16 protein-coding genes are annotated in these 19474 nt (G+C 38.5%); all 16 read right to left on the reverse strand.

Features of this window, described 5'->3' with window-relative positions; all coding sequences use genetic code 11:
- Positions 1-25: 25 nt before the first annotated feature.
- The 16 genes from MKY15_RS22505 to MKY15_RS22580 all read right to left on the reverse strand — a co-directional run bounded on the left by MKY15_RS22505 (position 26) and on the right by MKY15_RS22580 (position 19327).
- The gene (locus MKY15_RS22505) at positions 26-1003 is read right to left on the reverse strand and encodes a D-glycerate dehydrogenase (RefSeq protein WP_342538647.1); all 978 of its coding nucleotides are present in this window, start codon (positions 1001-1003) and stop codon (positions 26-28) included.
- A gap of 695 nt (positions 1004-1698) precedes the next feature.
- On the reverse strand, positions 1699-2700 hold the full coding sequence (locus tag MKY15_RS22510; protein WP_187045262.1) for an ABC transporter substrate-binding protein: 1002 nt from the start codon (positions 2698-2700) through the stop codon (positions 1699-1701).
- A gap of 86 nt (positions 2701-2786) precedes the next feature.
- On the reverse strand, positions 2787-3845 hold the full coding sequence (locus MKY15_RS22515) for an NAD(P)/FAD-dependent oxidoreductase (protein WP_067210805.1): 1059 nt from the start codon (positions 3843-3845) through the stop codon (positions 2787-2789).
- A 294-nt stretch (positions 3846-4139) separates the two neighbouring features.
- Positions 4140-5093, reverse strand: coding sequence for an iron-hydroxamate ABC transporter substrate-binding protein (locus MKY15_RS22520; RefSeq protein ID WP_340767580.1), 954 nt, complete (start codon positions 5091-5093; stop codon positions 4140-4142).
- Between the two features lie 534 nt (positions 5094-5627).
- Entirely contained in the window at positions 5628-6626 is a 999-nt protein-coding gene (locus MKY15_RS22525; protein ID WP_342538648.1) for an ABC transporter substrate-binding protein, read from the reverse strand.
- Positions 6627-6724: 98 nt separating this feature from the next.
- The gene (locus MKY15_RS22530; protein WP_342538649.1) at positions 6725-8323 is read right to left on the reverse strand and encodes an ABC transporter substrate-binding protein; all 1599 of its coding nucleotides are present in this window, start codon (positions 8321-8323) and stop codon (positions 6725-6727) included.
- Between the two features lie 561 nt (positions 8324-8884).
- On the reverse strand, positions 8885-10600 hold the full coding sequence (locus tag MKY15_RS22535) for an ABC transporter ATP-binding protein (protein WP_342538650.1): 1716 nt from the start codon (positions 10598-10600) through the stop codon (positions 8885-8887).
- Between the two features lie 125 nt (positions 10601-10725).
- A complete protein-coding gene (locus MKY15_RS22540) occupies positions 10726-11712 on the reverse strand; it encodes an ABC transporter substrate-binding protein (protein ID WP_342538651.1) in 987 nt (328 codons plus the stop codon).
- A gap of 126 nt (positions 11713-11838) precedes the next feature.
- The gene (locus MKY15_RS22545) at positions 11839-12822 is read right to left on the reverse strand and encodes an iron-hydroxamate ABC transporter substrate-binding protein (protein WP_067210817.1); all 984 of its coding nucleotides are present in this window, start codon (positions 12820-12822) and stop codon (positions 11839-11841) included.
- 102 nt (positions 12823-12924) lie between these two features.
- Entirely contained in the window at positions 12925-13962 is a 1038-nt protein-coding gene (locus MKY15_RS22550) for an iron ABC transporter permease (protein WP_187045268.1), read from the reverse strand.
- On the reverse strand, positions 13959-15014 hold the full coding sequence (locus MKY15_RS22555; protein ID WP_067210820.1) for an iron ABC transporter permease: 1056 nt from the start codon (positions 15012-15014) through the stop codon (positions 13959-13961). Before MKY15_RS22555 ends, MKY15_RS22550 begins: the two co-directional genes overlap by 4 nt.
- A 55-nt stretch (positions 15015-15069) precedes the next feature.
- Complete coding sequence (locus tag MKY15_RS22560) at positions 15070-15864, reverse strand: ABC transporter ATP-binding protein (RefSeq protein WP_067210822.1); 795 nt, start codon at positions 15862-15864, stop codon at positions 15070-15072.
- Positions 15865-16743: 879 nt separating this feature from the next.
- Positions 16744-16968 (reverse strand): helix-turn-helix transcriptional regulator, encoded by a 225-nt coding sequence (locus tag MKY15_RS22565; RefSeq protein ID WP_067210825.1) that lies wholly within the window; start codon positions 16966-16968, stop codon positions 16744-16746.
- 10 nt (positions 16969-16978) lie between these two features.
- Positions 16979-17455, reverse strand: coding sequence for a DUF2975 domain-containing protein (locus MKY15_RS22570; RefSeq protein WP_342538652.1), 477 nt, complete (start codon positions 17453-17455; stop codon positions 16979-16981).
- Between the two features lie 1302 nt (positions 17456-18757).
- Positions 18758-18976, reverse strand: coding sequence for a hypothetical protein (locus tag MKY15_RS22575; RefSeq protein WP_342538653.1), 219 nt, complete (start codon positions 18974-18976; stop codon positions 18758-18760).
- A gap of 18 nt (positions 18977-18994) precedes the next feature.
- On the reverse strand, positions 18995-19327 hold the full coding sequence (locus MKY15_RS22580; RefSeq protein ID WP_342538654.1) for a hypothetical protein: 333 nt from the start codon (positions 19325-19327) through the stop codon (positions 18995-18997).
- Between the last annotated feature and the right edge of the window lie 147 nt (positions 19328-19474).

Consider the following 19474-nt stretch of genomic DNA (forward strand, 5'->3'; position numbering starts at 1 on the left):
CTCTTGCACACAACATACCCAAAATTTATTTTCCGACGGGATCTATTGGTTCTTTCCCCGTTAAAACAGCTACTAAATTCTCTGCCGCTCGCATCGCCATTGCCGCTTCCGTTCTCGCTGTAGCAGATCCGATGTGAGGGACTGTCACGACATTCGACATTTGAAGTAATGGATTAGTTGGATCCACAGGCTCTTTTTCGAATACATCCAGTCCTGCTCCATGAATTTCTCCGTTTTGCAAAGCATGAATAAGCGCTTGTTCATCGACAGTCTGACCTCGAGATATATTTATGAAAACAGCAGATTTCTTCATCAATTTGAATTCCTCTTTACCAATGATTTGGAACGTTTCAGGCGTAAGAGGCGTCATCAACACAATGTAGTCGGAACGTGTTAACAGTGACGTCAAATCGCAATACTCCGCACCATACTTCTCTTCAGCTGCCTGTTTTCTATTCCGATTAAAATAAAGAACATCCATATTAAATCCGAATTTTGCTCTTCTCGCAATCGCTTCTCCAATTCGCCCCATCCCAATGATGCCTAACGTGGTACTATGTACATCTTTCCCATAGATTTCGCGATATTTTGTCGTCGGTTTCCAGCTTCCCTCTTTGACGAATCGATCCAACTCAGTGATACGTCTAGCTGTGGATAAAATGAGGGCAAATGCTAAATCTGCAACCGTTTCATCCAATACATATGGCGTATTGGTTCCAATTACATTTCGTTTAGTCATAGCGTCTACATCAAAATTATTGTAACCAACAGATACGTTACTAATGACTTTTAGGTGAGGGGCGTGATTCAGTAACTCCTCATCAATTCTTCCAACCATACTGCTACCCCCAGTATATAACCCTTCAACATCAGCAATTTCCTCTAACAGAATATCCCTCGGAGTTCGCCCATCGCCATGCCATTCACGAATATCACAATACTGAGCCATATAGTCTTTCACTTGGTCAGGTATAGAATATGTTGAATAAATTTTTGGTTTCACTTTTCATTCCCCCTACTATTCACTAGCTTCTAACTCCATTGTGCCATAGTTTACAATCTTCGGCACGTGAAATTCCATAGTGTCAGTTGCCTTTGCAAGAAACTATCGTAACTATCTAAACTTTCATGATTTATTACTGTAGGTACCTGCAATAGTTCGAATTATGATCGCAACTTAAGTAATTCTGCATCATCTCCGGAAAGTTTTGCCATAATAACTGCATTTTTCACTTGAATAGTGTAGGCACGCGACAGGCTACTAGCCACAATAAGACTCCTTATAAATATGTCATGTATAGGTAGTCGAAAGCGGGCCGAAAATAGTGCAGTGAAAATGAAGGTCATCAAGCCCCACTCACCAGTTTTTTATGCAAATAAATGGTTAACCAACAGACGTGATGTTGTAATAAAGAATCCTCCCAACAAAGCTTGGCCCCAGTAGACGTCTTCGCTGGACATTATATAGAATTAGTAGTTCAATTTATGTAGAATAGTCGCATGAACAAATTTATACACTATAATAATATCTATTCATCGATATATTTCCCATTTCAGATAAAAAGAACTGTCTTCCTAAGTCTGTAAAAAGACCGTAAAGACAGTTCCCTTTCTTCTTTCGAATTAAAATGGCATTCAGAAGATTTTTTATATCACGTCTCGTTTAGACGTTGACCTCTCCTGCTTCTCTTTTCTCCGTTACTCAGACAAGAGTTTAATTGCTTCGTCTAATGATTTCTCGATTGCAATCGGAGCATATGTAAACCACGGATCATCACCAATATAATAGACATCATTATTTTTTACAGCGTCAATACTTTTCCACAAAGAACTTTCTTCGATTTGAGAAAGCATACTATCCTTCTGCTGTGTTTCTTCCCCATACGTTAACATGATAATTTTGTCCCCTGCATAATCCGGCAACTTCTCCATTGATATATCTTCGTAAACAAACTCTTCAAAATCAGGGTCTTTTGCCAGCTTTTCTTGAATGAACGAAGGCGGAGTTAATTGTAATGATCGATAAAGCACATGACCAATGTTTCGTGCGCCATAAAGTCTAAGTGTATCTTTCTCATATGTCATAAAAATCGATACGACTTGATCTTTACCTATTTTACCAGCAATTTTTTCTCTTCCTTCAGCAGCTTTATCATCTAATCTGGCAATCCACTCATCGGCTTCTTTCTCTTTACCCAAGACATTAGCTACCTCTTTAAATTGAGTGAAAACATCTCCATACATCCATGGAATGACAATCGTAGGCGCAATTTTACTTAGTTGCTCCACTTCTTCAGGATCTGCTGAAATAATTAAGTCCGGTGCCATTTCCAGCACTTTCTCGATGCTGAATGGACTTCCAAGGTCTTCTACCCCAGCTTGTAATTCGCCTAAATAGTTATTGTCCAATACATGTGTTGGTGCGCCAATCGGCTTCACACCAAGCGCAAGCATCGCATCTAAATATTGAGTCGTCACAACACGCTGTGGATTGACGGGGATCTCTACTTCTCTTCCGGTTACATCCTTATAGATTCTTGTAGATGTATTCATTTCTTTGCTTTCACTTGATTTTGCTTCTTTTTCAGATTGTTTTGTTTCAGAATCTGTTTTATTAGTTTCTTGTTCGCTACATCCCACCAGCGCTAAGGATAGAAGCGTTATTATAAATAATGTGTGAAATAATAGTTTTGGTTTCATCTTTTGTTACTCCTTTTTCCTCTGCAATTCAACGCTTCTCGATACTATTTTAGAAAGATACGCTGGTATGCCACTATTAAAATAAGTTAGTTTTTCACTGCATACAAATGTTTGACCAATTCACGATTTTTCTCTTTAAAGATGTCATTATGTGAAGAGACCATTCCGTGCCCATAAGCATCTGGCGCGATATATTGTTTCGCTTTATTCACAGCATTAGCCGCGTCCTGAAACGCCCCTGCTATTAAATGAAGCTTCCCTTCATGATTCAAAATATCTCCTGCTGCAAAGAGCCCTGGTACAGATGTTTCACTCATGGGACTGCCTGCAACACTGTATTCATTCGCCATTTCTATATCTAACCCACTATTCGAAGTCAATTCTTTATCACGATCATAGCCATGATTAATAATCACTTCATCAACAGACAGCTGAATCAGATCTCCATCTTCTCCGTTAACTAACTCCACCTTCTCAATCGTTTCGTGGTCACTTGCTGCAATGAGTTTTTGGATTGATGTATTCAATAAGCACTCGACAGAACTATTGAATAGCTTCGATACTTCTGCCTCATGCCCTTTCAACATATCTTTCCGGTAAGTTAAATAGACTTTTTCCGCAATCGGTTCCAACTCATTCGCCCAGTCAACAGCGGCATTACCGCCTCCGGAAATCAATACGGTTTTCCCTTTAAAACGTGCAAGAGATTTCACTGTATAATGCAAATTTGCAACTTCAAAACGTTCTGCGCCTTCAATTTCTAATTTTGTTGGTTTCAAGATTCCCCCACCAACAGCTAAAATGACTGTTTTGGACAAATGCTTTTGGTTTGTAGATGTCTGAATAACAAAATTTCCATCCTCATTTTTGTTAATCGAAGTTACTTTTTCCCCTAATACAAGCTCGGGCTCAAAAGTTAATCCTTGCTGAATTACTTGTTCAATCAGTCGTTCTCCTGTAACCGGTGTGAGTCCGCCAATATCCCAAATCATTTTCTCTGGATAGACATGCACTTTTCCGCCCAAATAAGGTTGGAACTCAATGATCTTAGTTTTCATTTCCCTTAAACCACTATAAAAAGCGGAAAAAAGTCCCGCTGGGCCACCACCAATAATTGTTACATCATATAACTGTTCTGAATTCATCATCCATGCTCCTTTTTCATTTAGTCATTATGCAGCGCGAGAAAGCCAAACTAGTACCCAAAATACAATCTGTCGCCACGATATCTATTATCAATTTTCTTTATAGGCGAAATACCTTCTCTACGCCTAGCTAAACGTAAAAATTTACCTGAAATGATCTTTCCTCATCTTTTTGAGAATGATAATCATTCTCACTATTTATAGTATAAATCATTGTGGAATCGTTTTCAATACTTAACTAACAATCACAACGATATTGTTAAAATACGCTCACGTAGCACTACCATGAAAAAATTACTTCGTTGGATTTTCAATCAGCATGTCTACAAACAAGTCTATTTGCTCATAAATCGCAATCGGATCGTATCGGTAATATGTATCAAAGTCGTTATAAAACACTCGATTATTCTTCATCGCATCCAATCCTTGCCAAACAGACGAATCCTTTAAGTTCTTTAAAGCCTCTCCTTTTTTCTCAGGATCGTAGGTTGTCAAAAACATATAGTCTGCGGCGTACTCTGGTAATACTTCCATTGACAGCTGGAGTGTTTGTTCTTCATTGTTGTTTTCATGTGGCATGTTAAGTTCCAACGCATTATACAGTGCTTGCCCCCCGCGTCCTGCATTGTCTCCAAAGATCCAAAGATCACCTTTGTCCGTTAATTCATAAATACCGAATGTTGCATCTGCATCAATAACGGCTGATAGCTTTTCCCTTCCTTCTTTTGCTTTCTGGTCAAATTTGCTTATGAATTTATCCGCTTCCTCATGATTTCCGGTAATATCTGCAAACAATTTGATCGTTTCTTGAATATTTGTTGCCGTTCCATATGGAATATGAATTGTTGGTGCAATTTTCGAAAGTTGCTCGTAATTTTCATCATACATAACAACAATTAAATCAGGTTTTAGTTCTAATACCTTTTCAATATTCACTGGCGTTCCAATCTCGACGGCATCTTTTAATAAATCCTTAATAAATGGATTGTCAAAAGCTGTTGGCTCAACACCTACGACATTTGCGTCAACAGAAAGCAACTCTCCTCCGTAATAATCTGTAACAATTCGCAATGGCTTTGTTGGGATTTCAACGGTACCTCTTTCGGTCTCGAACGACCGAGTTTCTGCGGTTTGTTGCTCTATTTCTGCTTTTTCTGTCTCATTCTCTGTTTCTGAAGGTTTTGTCGTTGATTTATTACACGCAATTAGTATTGAAGCCAGCAAGAATAGCATTGCAGTCATGATCATTAATTTGTTTTTCTTCACAATCGGTTAACCCCTTTTCTAAATAACTTTTTTACTCAAGTTAAACAACACGAGTGAGAATGAGAATCATTTTCACTAACTAAGTGTATACGACAAAATCGAAAAATACAATAACTTATTTTCACGTCTGTTGATTAACCATTTATTCGCATAAAATACTAGGGAGTAGGACTTTATGGCCTTCATTTTCACTGCACTATTTTCGGCCCGCTTTCGACTAACGATTCATGACAGATTTACTGAGGGGTCCTACTATGGCTAGAAGTCAGTCAATCCGAAGCAATCGAAAAATGCAACTATACAAGTAGCGCCTAGTAGGAGATTATGTTATTCACTGGTTACTTTTAGTTAATAAACAGATGTGACTTATTTTATTAATCCTAAATAGACATCCATCAAATTCGATGTTAAAAAATAAAGAAGCCCTTATGAAGCCAACCTACTTTGAGTAATCAAATAATATCGCAAAGAAAAGATGCTCCTTAAGCCATACAACAGGCTGTGGAGCACCTTTTTCTATTTTTCTAAACTAGTGAGCCAAGTTACAAGCTCTTCTGTCTGAGCAAGGACAGCAATCGGATCATAATACCATGAACGTTCCTCTGGCCATACATAGAGGTGACCATTCTTGACCGCTGGCAGGCTGCCCCAAACAGGATCTGCTTCAAAATCGGCAACTGTTCGACTGTTGGAAGTCATAATGATATAATCACCTGCGTAACTTTCTAACATTTCCGCCGAGAGTTCGGCCCATTGCTTCTCCATAATTTCATCGGCAATAACGCTAGGTGGTTTGCGTCCTAGTGCTTGGTAGACTGGCTGTCCGCCACGGCCGAAATTATCACCGTATACATATGTTGATTTGTCAATGTCCTCCATAATCGAGAAACTTGCATCTTTGCCGATAGCTGCATCAACCTTAGCTTTAGCGTCTGCAATTTGCTGGTCATAATTATTTAGCCAAACTTCTGCTTCCTTTTCTTTACCAAGTAGTTGACCGAAAAAGGTCAGTTCCTCGTGAGCATTTTTCAAATCACCATATGGAATAACGATTGTTGGAGCGATTTTGCTTAAAATCTCATAGCTCTCTCCATTTCCAGTAATGATAAGATCCGGGTTAAGGGCAAGAATACTTTCAGCAGACGGACTTCCGTAAACTCCAGTATCAGAAACACCCAAAAGTTCATCTTCAAAATAATAGTTATTAATTGTCAGTTCCGGTGCTCCCACTGGTATAACATCTAAGGCAATCAGACTGCCAAGGTATTCCTCTGCTACAATACGTTGCGGTTTGATAGGAATTTCAATCTCTCCATTTACTGTAGCAATAGTTTTCGTAGTGCTGTTCGTGTTAGCTCCTGAATTTTGGTCCGATTCCACTTTATCGGTCGCTCCGCTATTTGAAGCTTTCTCTGTCGCTCCGCAAGCGGAAAGGACTATCAAGATTAGAAATAATACTAACGGAACAATTAGCCTCAGCCTCTGCCCCCAATGATGGTTTTCTTGTGTATACAACTTTAAATCCCCCTTAATTAATAATGATAATCATTATCACTTATAATATTAAGGGGTCTGGACAGAATTGTCTATGCACTAAAATGATCTAATCCCCTTCATTTTTGTGATATTAGCACCCTCATAAGCTCATGCAACTGAGCTTGGGAGGACAGCGGGTCATAGCCATAAAACAAATCTGGCTGTTCAATTAAGTACATCCGATTTTGTTTGATTGCCTCCATCTTCAGCCAAGACTCTGACTGAAATAAGCGCTTCATTCGTTTCTTTGTCCCTGGATTTGAAGGTATCCCAGTAATAAAGATATGGTCAGCTGGGTGGTCTGCAATAGCTTCAATCTCTTCCTCTACAAACCCCCGTTGTTCAATACCATGCTTAAGCAAAGAGCCTGGAGGACGAAAGCCGATATCTTCATACAAGATTTGGCTTCCTCTTCCATGGCTACTATGAATGCTGTAAGCAGAACTTGTACCGATTTCCCACAATACTGCCGTTCCCCGTTTTCCAAGCTGCTGGTCCAGTTTCTGATTAAAGGCCCATATTTGTTCATCGTAATGTGCGAGCCATTCCTCTACCTGCTGTTGTCTTTCTACAACGTCAGCAATGTGGCGAAATTGCTCTCTCCAGCTCATGTCCATAAAAGGAAGGCCAAGCACGGGAGCCAGCGGTAGAAGTTCTTTGCTCCCCTTCACAGTATAATAATCAATGATTAAATCAGGCCGAGTGGAAGCAATGGTGTTATAAAAAGAGGATGTACTTATTCCAAATTCATAGAGTTTTTGCAAGGGATTCACTGGATTTACACTTTCCATCCAGGAGGAATATACGCCTAGCTCTGGCGTGATACCTAATGCCAGTAAGCATGCAGTATGGTTACTATTAAGAGCAACCACACGTTTTTTCTTTTGATGATAGGCGGTAGGTGATAAACCGACCAATTGCTTAAATTTCCGACTTAAATAAGCACCTTCTTTATAGCCCACTTCCTGTGCCAATTTCTCTAGTTTTGGCATATCGTATAGCAGCCTATTCTGAGATGTACGAATCCGTAGCAAGGCAAGGTAATCACTGAAGGTTTGAGAAGTATGTCTGCGAAATGCACGCGAGAAATGTTCAGGGCTTACTTGTGCGATTGTTGCCATTTGCTCACGCGTCACATCCTCATGAAAATGTGTGTCTACATAATGAAGAACTTGTTCCATCCACGCGTTATTTTTCTGTTGTTGTCCCTCTAGTTCATCATATAGCACTGCTAATAGCTCAACGAATAATTGTTGAAATTGAAACGGTTTACGTTCACTTAGTTGTTTCGAAGCCCTTTCTAGCTCGGCCGTCAGACTTAATATGTTCAAAGAACAGTTCCGAAGAGGTTCAGGATGCTTTAATACATTCGGTTGAATACCATCAGACGTTAAGCAACGGTAGCTAATCAATGTCCCCTTAAAACTTGTATGCAATTGTGTAGACACCTTCAATTCATGGGAATTATGCCATAGCATTACACAACCACGTGACAATTCGTATTGCTGTTCTTGAAGATCTAGTAAACCGCTTCCATTTATAATTACGAGAATACAAGGGAATCGTGTCATTTCTTCATCAATACAAGGTAAAGAACCTTCCCAGTTAGCTATGCTTACAGGGTAATAATATGTATGAGATAATGAGATATTATGCTTAGATAAATGATCAGCCATCACTACATCCCCTCTTAATCACTTAATTTCCAACTAGTAACAGTACAATTGACTATACCTAAGTATCTCAATTATATAGAAATCATTTCCTCACATAAAATCACACATGTGCTGATTAACCAACAAAAACAGTAAATAACTGAACCAACACTAGGTGCTTCGTGTACAGTATAATTGGATCGCTTTTGGATTAAACGACCTCTATACGATTACCAAGATGTCTTGATGTGTAGGAATGCGAGTTCATCACATCCCTACACATTTTTTTGATAATCGTATGGTGTTTATTCATCCTTCGCGCTCCAAATGCATACGTACACAAAGTGCTAACGTTTTTCCGGACGAGAGAATAGCTGGGCTTCTTATCTGTGTAAAAGCCGCCAAAGATACAATTTTGGCGGCTGATGTCTTCTCCAGAGTCTTGTCTTTTTTATTTAAGAAAGAGTCTCTTTCTTATAGTCCATTGCATGATAAGATGCATACTCTTTTTTTAAAGTAAGTAAGGAACACACTGTAGAAAGTACTAGAGTGCCATTTTCTTTCCATAGCTTGGGTTCTCTTTTACACACCAAATTGTGCTTCGTGTAGTCTATTATAAGCCCCTTTTAGATCGAGTAACTCTTGATGACTGCCTTGTTCTGTAATACCTTCCTCTGTCACAACAATTATCCGATCTGCATTTTTAATCGTTGCTAATCGATGTGCAATCACAAGTGTTGTACGCCCAATAGATAACTCAGTTAAGGCCTGTTGAATTGCGACCTCAGTTTCAGTATCAAGTGCTGATGTAGCTTCATCCAAAATGAGGATAGATGGATTTTTCAGGAACATTCGAGCTATAGATAGACGCTGTTTTTGTCCACCTGAAAGTTTAACACCACGCTCTCCTATCATCGTATCCATTCCTTCTGATTGAGAAAGAATAATATCTTCCAACTGGGCTCTTTTCGCCGCTTCCCATATCTCTTCTTCTGAAGCATCTAGATCACCATATGCGATATTCTCTCGTATCGATCCGTCAAATAGAAATACATCTTGTTGAACAATTCCAATCTGGGCACGGAGAGAGGCAAGGGTCATTTTTCTAGTTTCAATTCCATCTATCAGTAAAGACCCTTCCTTAATATCGTAAAAACGAGTTAATAGACTACAAATTGTAGTTTTTCCAGCACCTGATGGTCCAACAAGGGCTACTGTTTCTCCAGCACGAATCGTTAAATTTATATTCTCCAACACATTATCTTTACCCTCATAACCAAACGATACGTCCTCGAACTTTATATTTCCTTCCAAATGTCCGACATCTATTGCATCCGGAGCATCTGCTACATCTGGCTCTGTATCTAGCATTTCAGTAAATCGCTTGAATCCAGCAATTCCTTTGGGATACATTTCAATAACACCATTGATTTGCTGAATCGGTCCTAAAAACACATTCGACAGTAGGATAAAGGCAAGGAACTCTCCGTACGTCATGTTTTTATTGATAACAAACCATGTTCCGCATAGTAGAACAAACAATGTGACAATTTTCATGAGAATATAGCTAATCGATGAATTCCAAGCCATAACACGATAAGCGATTAACTTTGAATCACGAAAACGAACGTTGTTTTTATTGAATTGAGCAATTTCATGATCTTCATTGGAAAATGCTTGAACAACGCGCATTCCACTCACATTATTTTCGACACGTGCATTAAAATCTGCAATATCCGTAAAGAAGCGGCTAAATGCTACAGACATTTTCTTACTGAAGTACAAAGAAAGACTAATAATAAGTGGAACAATAATAAAAGTGAGTACAGCTAATTCTGGGTTTATCGTAAACATAATTGCAAATGCACCAGTGAGTGTCATAAGTGCTATGAAGAAATCCTCCGGTCCATGATGCGCGATTTCACCAATATCCATTAAATCGTTTGTCATTCTAGAAACTAAATGACCTGTTTTATTATTATCAAAAAATCGGAACGATAACTTCTGTACATGCGTAAAGAGATCTTTTCGCATATCCGATTCTATATTAATGCCCAGCTTATGGCCCCAGTAAGTGACAACATAATGGAGAGCTGCACTGATAATATAAATTCCAAGTAACGAGACACACCCCCATAGAATCCAGGTCCAGTTTGAGCTAGGTAACAAATCATCCACTACACGATGGACCGCTAGTGGAAAGGCTAACTCTAGTAATGCGGCAATGACTGCACAGGAAAAGTCCAAAATGAAAAGTTTTTTATATGGTTTATAATAAGAGAAAAAACGTTTTAGCAATAGGTATCACGTTCCTTACATTATTGTTTTTGTGTGGGGCCTTCATCAACTATTCACTTGGTGAAAATGTTAAGAGGCTAGGTCTGACAGCACCCCCCATTCAGAACTAGCCTCCCCTTTATGAATTATTTTTCTTTTTGTTTCTTTTCAACAAGCATATCCGCTACTTCTTCCGCTTGCGCTAACACGGCAATCGGATCATATGGCCAAAACCGTTTTCCATCAAGATAGAAAACATTATTTTTTTTGACTGCATCTACAGATTCCCAAACAGGATCCTCTTTATCTAACGTACCACCATGTGATTGATCGAAAAAGATATAATCACCAGCATAATCAGTCAGTACTTCAAAGGAAACTTGTTTGAATGTCTCCCCAGCATCTATTAACTCTGTTTTAATACGCTCCTGCGGAGTTAACTGAAGATGCTTGTAGATTGCTTGTCCGCCTCGATAAATGCCATCACCATAGATGTACGAGTCTTTACCGAATGCGCCGAAGATAGAAACTGTTTCTCCCTCTCCCATTACCGCCTTGACTTTATCTCTTTGTTGTTGAATTTTCTCATCAAAAGAAGTCAGCCATTCTTCTGCTTCTTTGCTTTTGCCTAGCATCTCCCCAATTGCTCTCACTTCCTCGTAAGCATCGCTATATGTTTCGTAGGGAATAATCACAGTAGGTGCCATTTTGGAAAACTTCTCAAATGTGCTTTTTTCAGAATCCGCACTAATAATCAAATCTGGATTTAAACCCAATATTGTTTCCACAGCACTCTCGCCGGTACTCTCAATACCAGTTATCAATTCCTGTATATGTACGTTCTCAAGATCTGTTTTTGTTGCACCAACAGGTTTTTCTCCAAGGATAAGTAGTGTAGGTAAATAGCTATCTACAACAATTCGTTTTGCGTTTGCCGGTATCTCAATATCGCCGTGAATTGTTTTAACAATTCTTGTTTCTGGTTGTTCACTTTCAGCCTTATCTTTCTTTGCTTCTTCCGTACCTTTCTTAGTATCAGATGTTTGACTGCTCGAACTTCCACAAGCAGCAATCATTATAGTAAGTATAACGAGTAATAGACTAAAGATAAGCTGAGATTTATTCTTAAACATTGATATCCTCCTTATTGATAACGATTTTCATTCTCAATGACATATAAAAAAATATATCAAACTACGTCAATTTTAACGTGTTATTGTTTAAAATTGGAGTTGATTATATTCTCTTCTATACGAGTTTTACTTGGTAAGTGATTCTACAACACCATCAATAATTTGAGTATTAGCAATCGGTCCTGAATATAACCAGCTAGTCTCAGCGGCATATTCATAAATATGTCCATTTTTCACGGCCGGTATATTTTTCCATACTGGATCCAGTAACATTTCTGCGCCATTTCCTTTATCACTATTAATCAAGAAGATATGATCTGCATCTAATTCAGCTAATCGTTCTAAGGAAATCTCCGACCAATTTCCTGTAGCGGTGCTTGAAATTTCTTTGACCACATTTGGAGTTGAAAGACCAAGATCACCGTATAAGACAGCTCCACTGGATACATTTTCGCTAACTATAAAGAATGTATTATTAACGAGCCAAACAGCTGCAGCTGATTCAGAGCCAATCGAATCCTGTATAATCTTCTTTGAGTCCGTTGCTTTTTTCTCATATTCTTCTAATACCTGTTTTGCTTCATCCGTTTTCTCGAAAATCTCACCTACTTTTAATAATTTTTCGCGCCAATCACTGTTATTCTCTACTTCAAGCACATATGTAGGCGCAATTTTTGAATACTGCTCGTATTTTCCCCCCTCCACTGCTTCCGCAGAGCTCATAACGAGTAAATCCGGAGAAAAGCTTGTCACGACTTCAAATGGAAGGTCATATGGAATTGTCGGTACGTCTTTTAAATAGTCTTGTAAATAATTTTGAATCGATGCGCCGTCATTTACTGTCCACTGTGCAAGAGGCGTAATATCGAGTGCTACTAAATTATCTTCTAAATAAGAAGCAATAATACGCTCAGGTTTTGCAGGTATTGTCACTTCATGCCCCATTGCATCTGTTAGTATTCGTTCCGTTGAAAGCTCTTCAGCTGCCTGTTCTGTTTTGGTATCTTTGGTTTTGGCACCATTTTCACTAGTGTCGCCACACCCAACTAAAGTTAGTGATAGTGCTAGAAAACTAGACATGATTACAGTTCTTTTTTTATTAGTTAACATCGATTCATTCTCCTACTATTCGTTTTTTTATCAAAGAAATAACAATTCTATAGAGTACAATAACTTCATAAGGATTTTTACACAGACGATGGCTCAGATACATCAATCTTTCAAGCGTGACAATAGGTAAAGGAAGTACGGTGCCCCAATAACAGCGACGACAATTCCTGCTGGTATCTCTGATGGCTGTAGTATCCAACGACCAAGTGTATCCGCAACAAGGACTAACAACCCCCCGGTCAAAGCTGCAGCTGGTATTAAAAATTGATGTCTAGATCCGACTAATTGACGTGCCAAATGAGGACCAATCAGCCCTACAAATCCGATACCACCACTAACTGACACGCTAGCTCCCGCTAATCCAACAGCTGCAGCAAGTAATATACGCCGCTCTTTTTCAATCGAGGCACCTAAGCCAGCTGCTGTTAAATCTCCTAAATTTAGTACGTTTAATACACGTGCTTTCGAAAATACAAATGGTATTAAAACGAGGATCCAGGGCAACAAGGACAGCACAAATTTCCAATTTGACCCCCAAATACTGCCCGCTAACCAAGTAGCAACAAATTGATAATTCTCTGGACTTAAGCGCAGTGTTAAAACAATCATGACCGAACTAATACCGGCCGCTACTGCCACACCCGTGAGCAGTAGCCGCATAGGTGAAATTCCCTCATGTCGTTTATAAGCTAACGAATAAATGATCACCGCTGTTATTCCTGCTCCTAAAAACGCTAAAACAGGAAGTAAAAAGACAGGTGTAGCTGTAGTTGATGGGAAAAATGATATAAATAGCATGACAGCTAGCCCAGCACCTGCGTTAATCCCCAATATGCCCGGATCCGCCAATGCATTACGGGATATCCCTTGTAGCACACAGCCCGAAACTGCTAGTCCCATCCCTACCAATACTGCAATAACTATACGAGGTAATCGAAATTCAAATAGAATGAGGTGTTGCTTCTCCGTTCCAAACCCAAACAACGTTCGGATCACTTCAAGCGGTGTCAATTTAATAAAACCGGTATTCATGCTAATCATGAAAGCAACGACAATGAGCAATCCAAGAACTCCGATAATCATCAGATTTTTAGTTTTTGCCCGATGTTGGTTCTTTGTCATATTAATCTTTTCTTTCATAGTTCTTTTCCTCCTTTTCGTGCAAGATACAGGAAGAACGGAACCCCAATTAAAGCAATCAATGCGCCAATTGGTGTTTCATATGGAGGATTAATCATTCGTGCTCCGAGATCCGCCAAAACTACTAAAAGACCACCCAACACAATTGAACAAGGAATAATCCAACGATAATCATGACCAACTAGAAAACGAGTAAGATGAGGAACGATTAATCCAACAAAACCAACTGCCCCTACTACAGAAACAGCAGCTCCAGCTAGGATTAGCACAATAATCATCCCAACTAGTTTAATCGTCTTTGTTCGTTGTCCTAGTCCAATTGCTACTTCTTCTCCAAGGCTTAAGAGTGTGATTGAACGTGAAAGAATCAGTGCACCGATCATTGCAACGATAATCCATGGGGTCATGATTTGGAGATGAACCCATTTCGTTCCCGATACACCGCCAGCATACCAAAAGGCTAAATCTTGCCCAATACGGAAATAAAGGGCAACACCTTCGCTAAGTGCTCCTAACAATGCGCTTACTGCAGCCCCAGCAAGGACAAGTCGCATTGGAGTCAAACCGCCTCGTGACATCGAGCCGACTCCATACACGATTCCAACACCTAGACCAGCACCTAAAAAGGAATACATGATTAAGTACATATATGGTAGGCCGGGCAAAAAAGCAAAACAGAGTGCCAGCATAAATGCAGCACCTGCATTTAAGCCCAAAAGACCGGAATCCGCTAGTGGATTCCGAGTCATCCCCTGCATAAGTGCACCAGCTACAGCAAAACATGATCCAACCATTGCAGCACCAAGAACGCGCGGCATGCGTATTTCTCGAATAATTTGATGCTGTGTTAGATCAGGATCAAAATGAAACACAGCCGTCCAAACAGTTGCTAACTTAATGTCTGCAGCTCCAAATGAAATGGATAGACCAATTGCAACAAGTAATGCAAACATGCCTCCGAATAAAACAACAACAGCCACAATTGGATGTGAGTGTTTCTTAATTTCTGTTAGCTTTTCTATCTCGGCAGAAACCTCTGCTGAAGCAGACATACATTTTCCTCCCCAAAACGAACTTACAAACGGCATACCTCGTTGAGAAAAAGGTTTACCGTTCCTTCTGACACAATTGATACGATAGACAAATTGGATTTTCACTAAATGGACAAGTTGTAATCCTGGCGTCTATGTTAAATACAAGCTGTAAATTAGCACAAGTCATCACCTCTTCTGGTGTCCCCTCTTTTACTAATGTGCCATCTTTCATGGCAATCAAATAATCAGAAAAACGGGATGCATGATTCAAATCGTGAAGAACCATGACAATTGTCCGGCCTTCCTCCTCATTAAGTCGCTGTAGGAGAAGTAAGATATCGAGTTGATGCGCTAAATCTAAATATGTAGTCGGTTCGTCGAGAATTAGAATTTCAGTGTCCTGCGCAAGCGCCATCGCAATCCACACGCGTTGCCTTTGTCCACCTGATAATGCTTCAACAGGGCGATCCTTAAACTCATTTAATCCGGTTACTTCAATTGCCCAGTAAATATACTCATAATCTTCCTTCTTTAATGAACCAAAGCCACTTTGGTGCGGGAAACGGCCATAGGAAACCAATTCAAATACAGTAAGTCCCCCTGGAGCGTTAGCTGACTGTGGCAAAATCGCCATCTTCTTGGCTACTTCTTTCGTTTCTAACTGATGGATTGCACGTCCATCAAGATAGACCGCACCGCTTTTCGTTTTCAATACGCGCGAAATCGCTTTCAATAAAGTAGATTTCCCACAGCCATTCGGACCAATGATCGTAGTTATCTTTTTTTCAGGAATAGACACACTTAATTCATCAATTATTAGTGTGCTTGAATAACCAATCGCAACTTGATCTACTGTAATAGCTGACATTTTCAGTACTTCCTTTCTATATGTAATCGTATCGATTGATTAAGGTTTCTTTCCTTCTTTTACTTTTCTAAGGATTAGTTATACGTTAAATTTAATTGATAACGATTATCACTCTCATTTATATACTAGATACTTTTTAGAAGATTGTCAACAGCTTACAGAAGTTAAAGTGAGATTAGTTTTTTTGTGCAGTATTTGATTGTAGTGGACCTTCAATAATCGCATCGTTACGGGAGGTGGAGGGCAACGTTGATTGTCTTAAATTTGGATTTTTTTTATAAATGAATACGGCGTATGCGCTTTACAAGGACTTTTGGGAGATCACTGAAAAAATCCCGATACTGAGAACTAATTAGAATTCCCGCCAATACCGCTTGGACGCTTTGTGGATGCCTCCCGCGATAAGCCAGAAAGAAGACCCCTTTCAGTCTTATCGCTCCGGCTACCACGAAGTCGCGCCTTCGCTGGATGGGTCTATGTGAGAAAGTGCATTTCATAATTTGTGATGAGCTCTGCAACCTGGAGTGCGTCTTTCTTGAATATAATTAATAACAACTAGTAATCACCTTATAATCTCAGCATGTACATCTCAAAATCACATTTCTCTCGATAATGAACACCCTAGCGAAGGCGCGGTAAAGACATCCCAAAGCGCAAAGCGTTCTACAATCCACACCCCGAATTACAACTCTCTCCTTATTGAGCGCCACAGCTTCAATGGGATTCTTTAATTCAACATATATAGTATATTTTCTTTAATATAAATAAGGATAACCTTGCCGATATAGCAAGGTTATCCTTATTTAAAATATATGCAATTACCATCAATTCGTCTATATGACGGTGACAGCGGGAGTCCTCCAGCGTCCAGAGGCTCTATCAATTAAGCATCGTGTCTTCATCACTTTTGTATTCTAAAACATCACCAGGCTGACAGTCTAAAGCTTTACAAATCGCCTCTAAAGTGGATAGTCGAACCGCCTTTGCCTTTCCATTTTTCAATATAGAGAGATTAGCCATGGTTATTCCAACCCTCTCCGAAAGTTCTGTAACGCTCATTTTCCTTTTAGCCAGCATCACATCAATATTGATTATAATTGCCATCGTTATCACCTCAGACTATTAAGTCATTTTCCGATTTTATATCAATCGCTTCTTGTAAAAGTCTTTGAAGAACAGCAGCGAATACTGCGATTACCATTGAAGCAAAGATAGGAACCATTCCTATTATTATGAGACCTGGAGCATCGTCTAGATCCGCTACAAGATAAACAAATGGGATAATTACAACATACAAACCACTGATTGACATTGCACAAAACTTGATTTTTTTCAGAGATTTGACAGACAGTTCAGAGAAAGATTGGTTCTTGTCAATATAGCTTAAAAGTTTAAATGCCTGATACAATGCAAAGAAAAACGGGATAACTGATACATACATGCCTATTAAAATGGGATATAGTATGTGGGCATAGTCTGGATCTACTGGATTATTAGTTAACCAAGGTAACCCGAATATGCACAAAGCAAGAACTGGGATTCCAATAAGAAATACAGCTATCTTTAAAAAGAGTGTTGAACCTTGTTTCATAAAAAAACACCTCACTTATTTATTATTAATTTTATTTTAGCACATATTTTATCGTTTAACAATAAACTATTATCATTTATTACCATATTTTTATCGTTGTATGAATATCCTTTTAATTTTAGACATAGATAAAAAGCATTTTTCATAACAAAGAAATGCTTTATAACTTAATGTATTCAATTTATAACTTGTTCAATCCAGTTGCCGCAAGAAACAAAAATGGATTTTACATTTTCTCTCGCTCATAAGTATCTTCCATATAGATCATTTTTAATTACTATATCTGTATATGCGCCTTTCTAATTTTCAACCATTACAAAATCGATATCCTGTAGTTTCAACTAACTTTTCTCGATACCAATCATTGGTTTGTTTAGATAACATGAAGCATGTGTAGCAATCCGCATATGTCTACTGTGTATATAACGTAAGCGTAAAATATAATCCACACCTATTTGGAAGTAGCTGATCAAAACATTAATATCTTCTGTATCTACATTGGCTAGTTGTTCAAACAGAATTGTGAGTTATGTAAAAAGGTCATGGAAAAATTGCATCTCCTCCTTGTCCTTTCAACGAGTCCTTCGACAGCGGTCTCGATTGCTTTCATTTCATTTTCCAAACGATTTAGCATGGTATTATTCCGCCGCAAGCCATCGTGGAAAGGGCCGGTTCTAATTACATTTACAATGAAATCATTTGAAGTTGGGTTTACTCGTAATCGGTGGATTACCCGTCCCCTTACAGCCAACGGTCCCCAAAGATTTTTTTTGGAGCTACTGCCTTCATGCCATGCTAACCGTTTAAAATCAACGACATTTTAGGTTATTGCGTTTATGATATCATTTTCGGTTTCAATGGCACATCCGTATTCACCAGAAACACTATAAGGATACACACAAAAAATCAGCCATTTGAACATATGGCTGATTATCGTTCTAACTGTAGGAAAGTGCAATCTATGCTTTGAATTAATCCTGGTACGACAACCCAGTTTTTAACCAATAGTTTTATCCCTGAAAAGTCACACCATTTATTACAATTTGCGAGGCACGGAATGGGATATTTATGTTCATCATTTCAATATATGGCCCTAAAATGGCGTAGAATGACTCCCATTTACTATCAACTTATTCGTATTTACCATTCTGTTCTGAATAAAGGATACCTGTGTTAAAAAAATACCTGGTATTAACGCAATTCGAAATTGTATCAGAACTAGGCGCCTTAATTTATCAAGCTTTTTTCTTAAAAGTAGTAATTCGTTTATTTTTTCATAAGTTGTTCAATAGGATTAAAAATTCACTTTTTCATTGATTCGATAATTTGTGAGGTACCACTGAATATGATATCACGCATAACCTCGCTATAATTAGAGTACTCAGTAATATTAGTCATAATTATATCTAGAGCTTGTTTGAATTTACCATCAATCATTATTGTAATACCCTCAACCTCTTGATCTGTTTCACCATTAATAAATTTCTCATTTAACAAATTTAGTTTATTGTCTTGTTCCAAAGGTATTTACCCCCTTTCCTAATTATCATTACTTTCCTCTTTCAGAAAATAGTTTTTGTTATTTATCATCCAGTACGTTTCTTCATCTGGAACCTTGTCTAAGAATTCTTTATACATTCCTGACCATCCTTCAGGAACATAGCTTTCAAAAGAAGCTGGTTCAGGAAAACAAGAGAGTAATATTTTATTATCAAAATCAACTAATAAGGCTGGCATAAACTCAAGGTAATTATTATTAACTCCTGTAATAGTCTCTTCCGAAATTAGTATTATATTTCTTAATTCACTTTTACTTACTTCAAATTCGCTTATCTCATTAAAAAAATCCTCAGCTGAGTTTTCATCTAACACAGCTATATTAAAACGATCTGAATAATCAATCTGATTGGTAGATTTATATCCTTTATTTAAAAATGCATTATCTAATTTAGTTAGGTCTAAAAACCAGTAATCTTTCTCAGTAACATATCATTTCCAACAACTTTTAAATAAGACGGC

The sequence above is a fragment of the Sporosarcina sp. FSL K6-1540 genome (assembly GCF_038620285.1).
In the GTDB taxonomy this organism is placed as follows: Bacteria; Bacillota; Bacilli; order Bacillales_A; family Planococcaceae; genus Sporosarcina; species Sporosarcina psychrophila.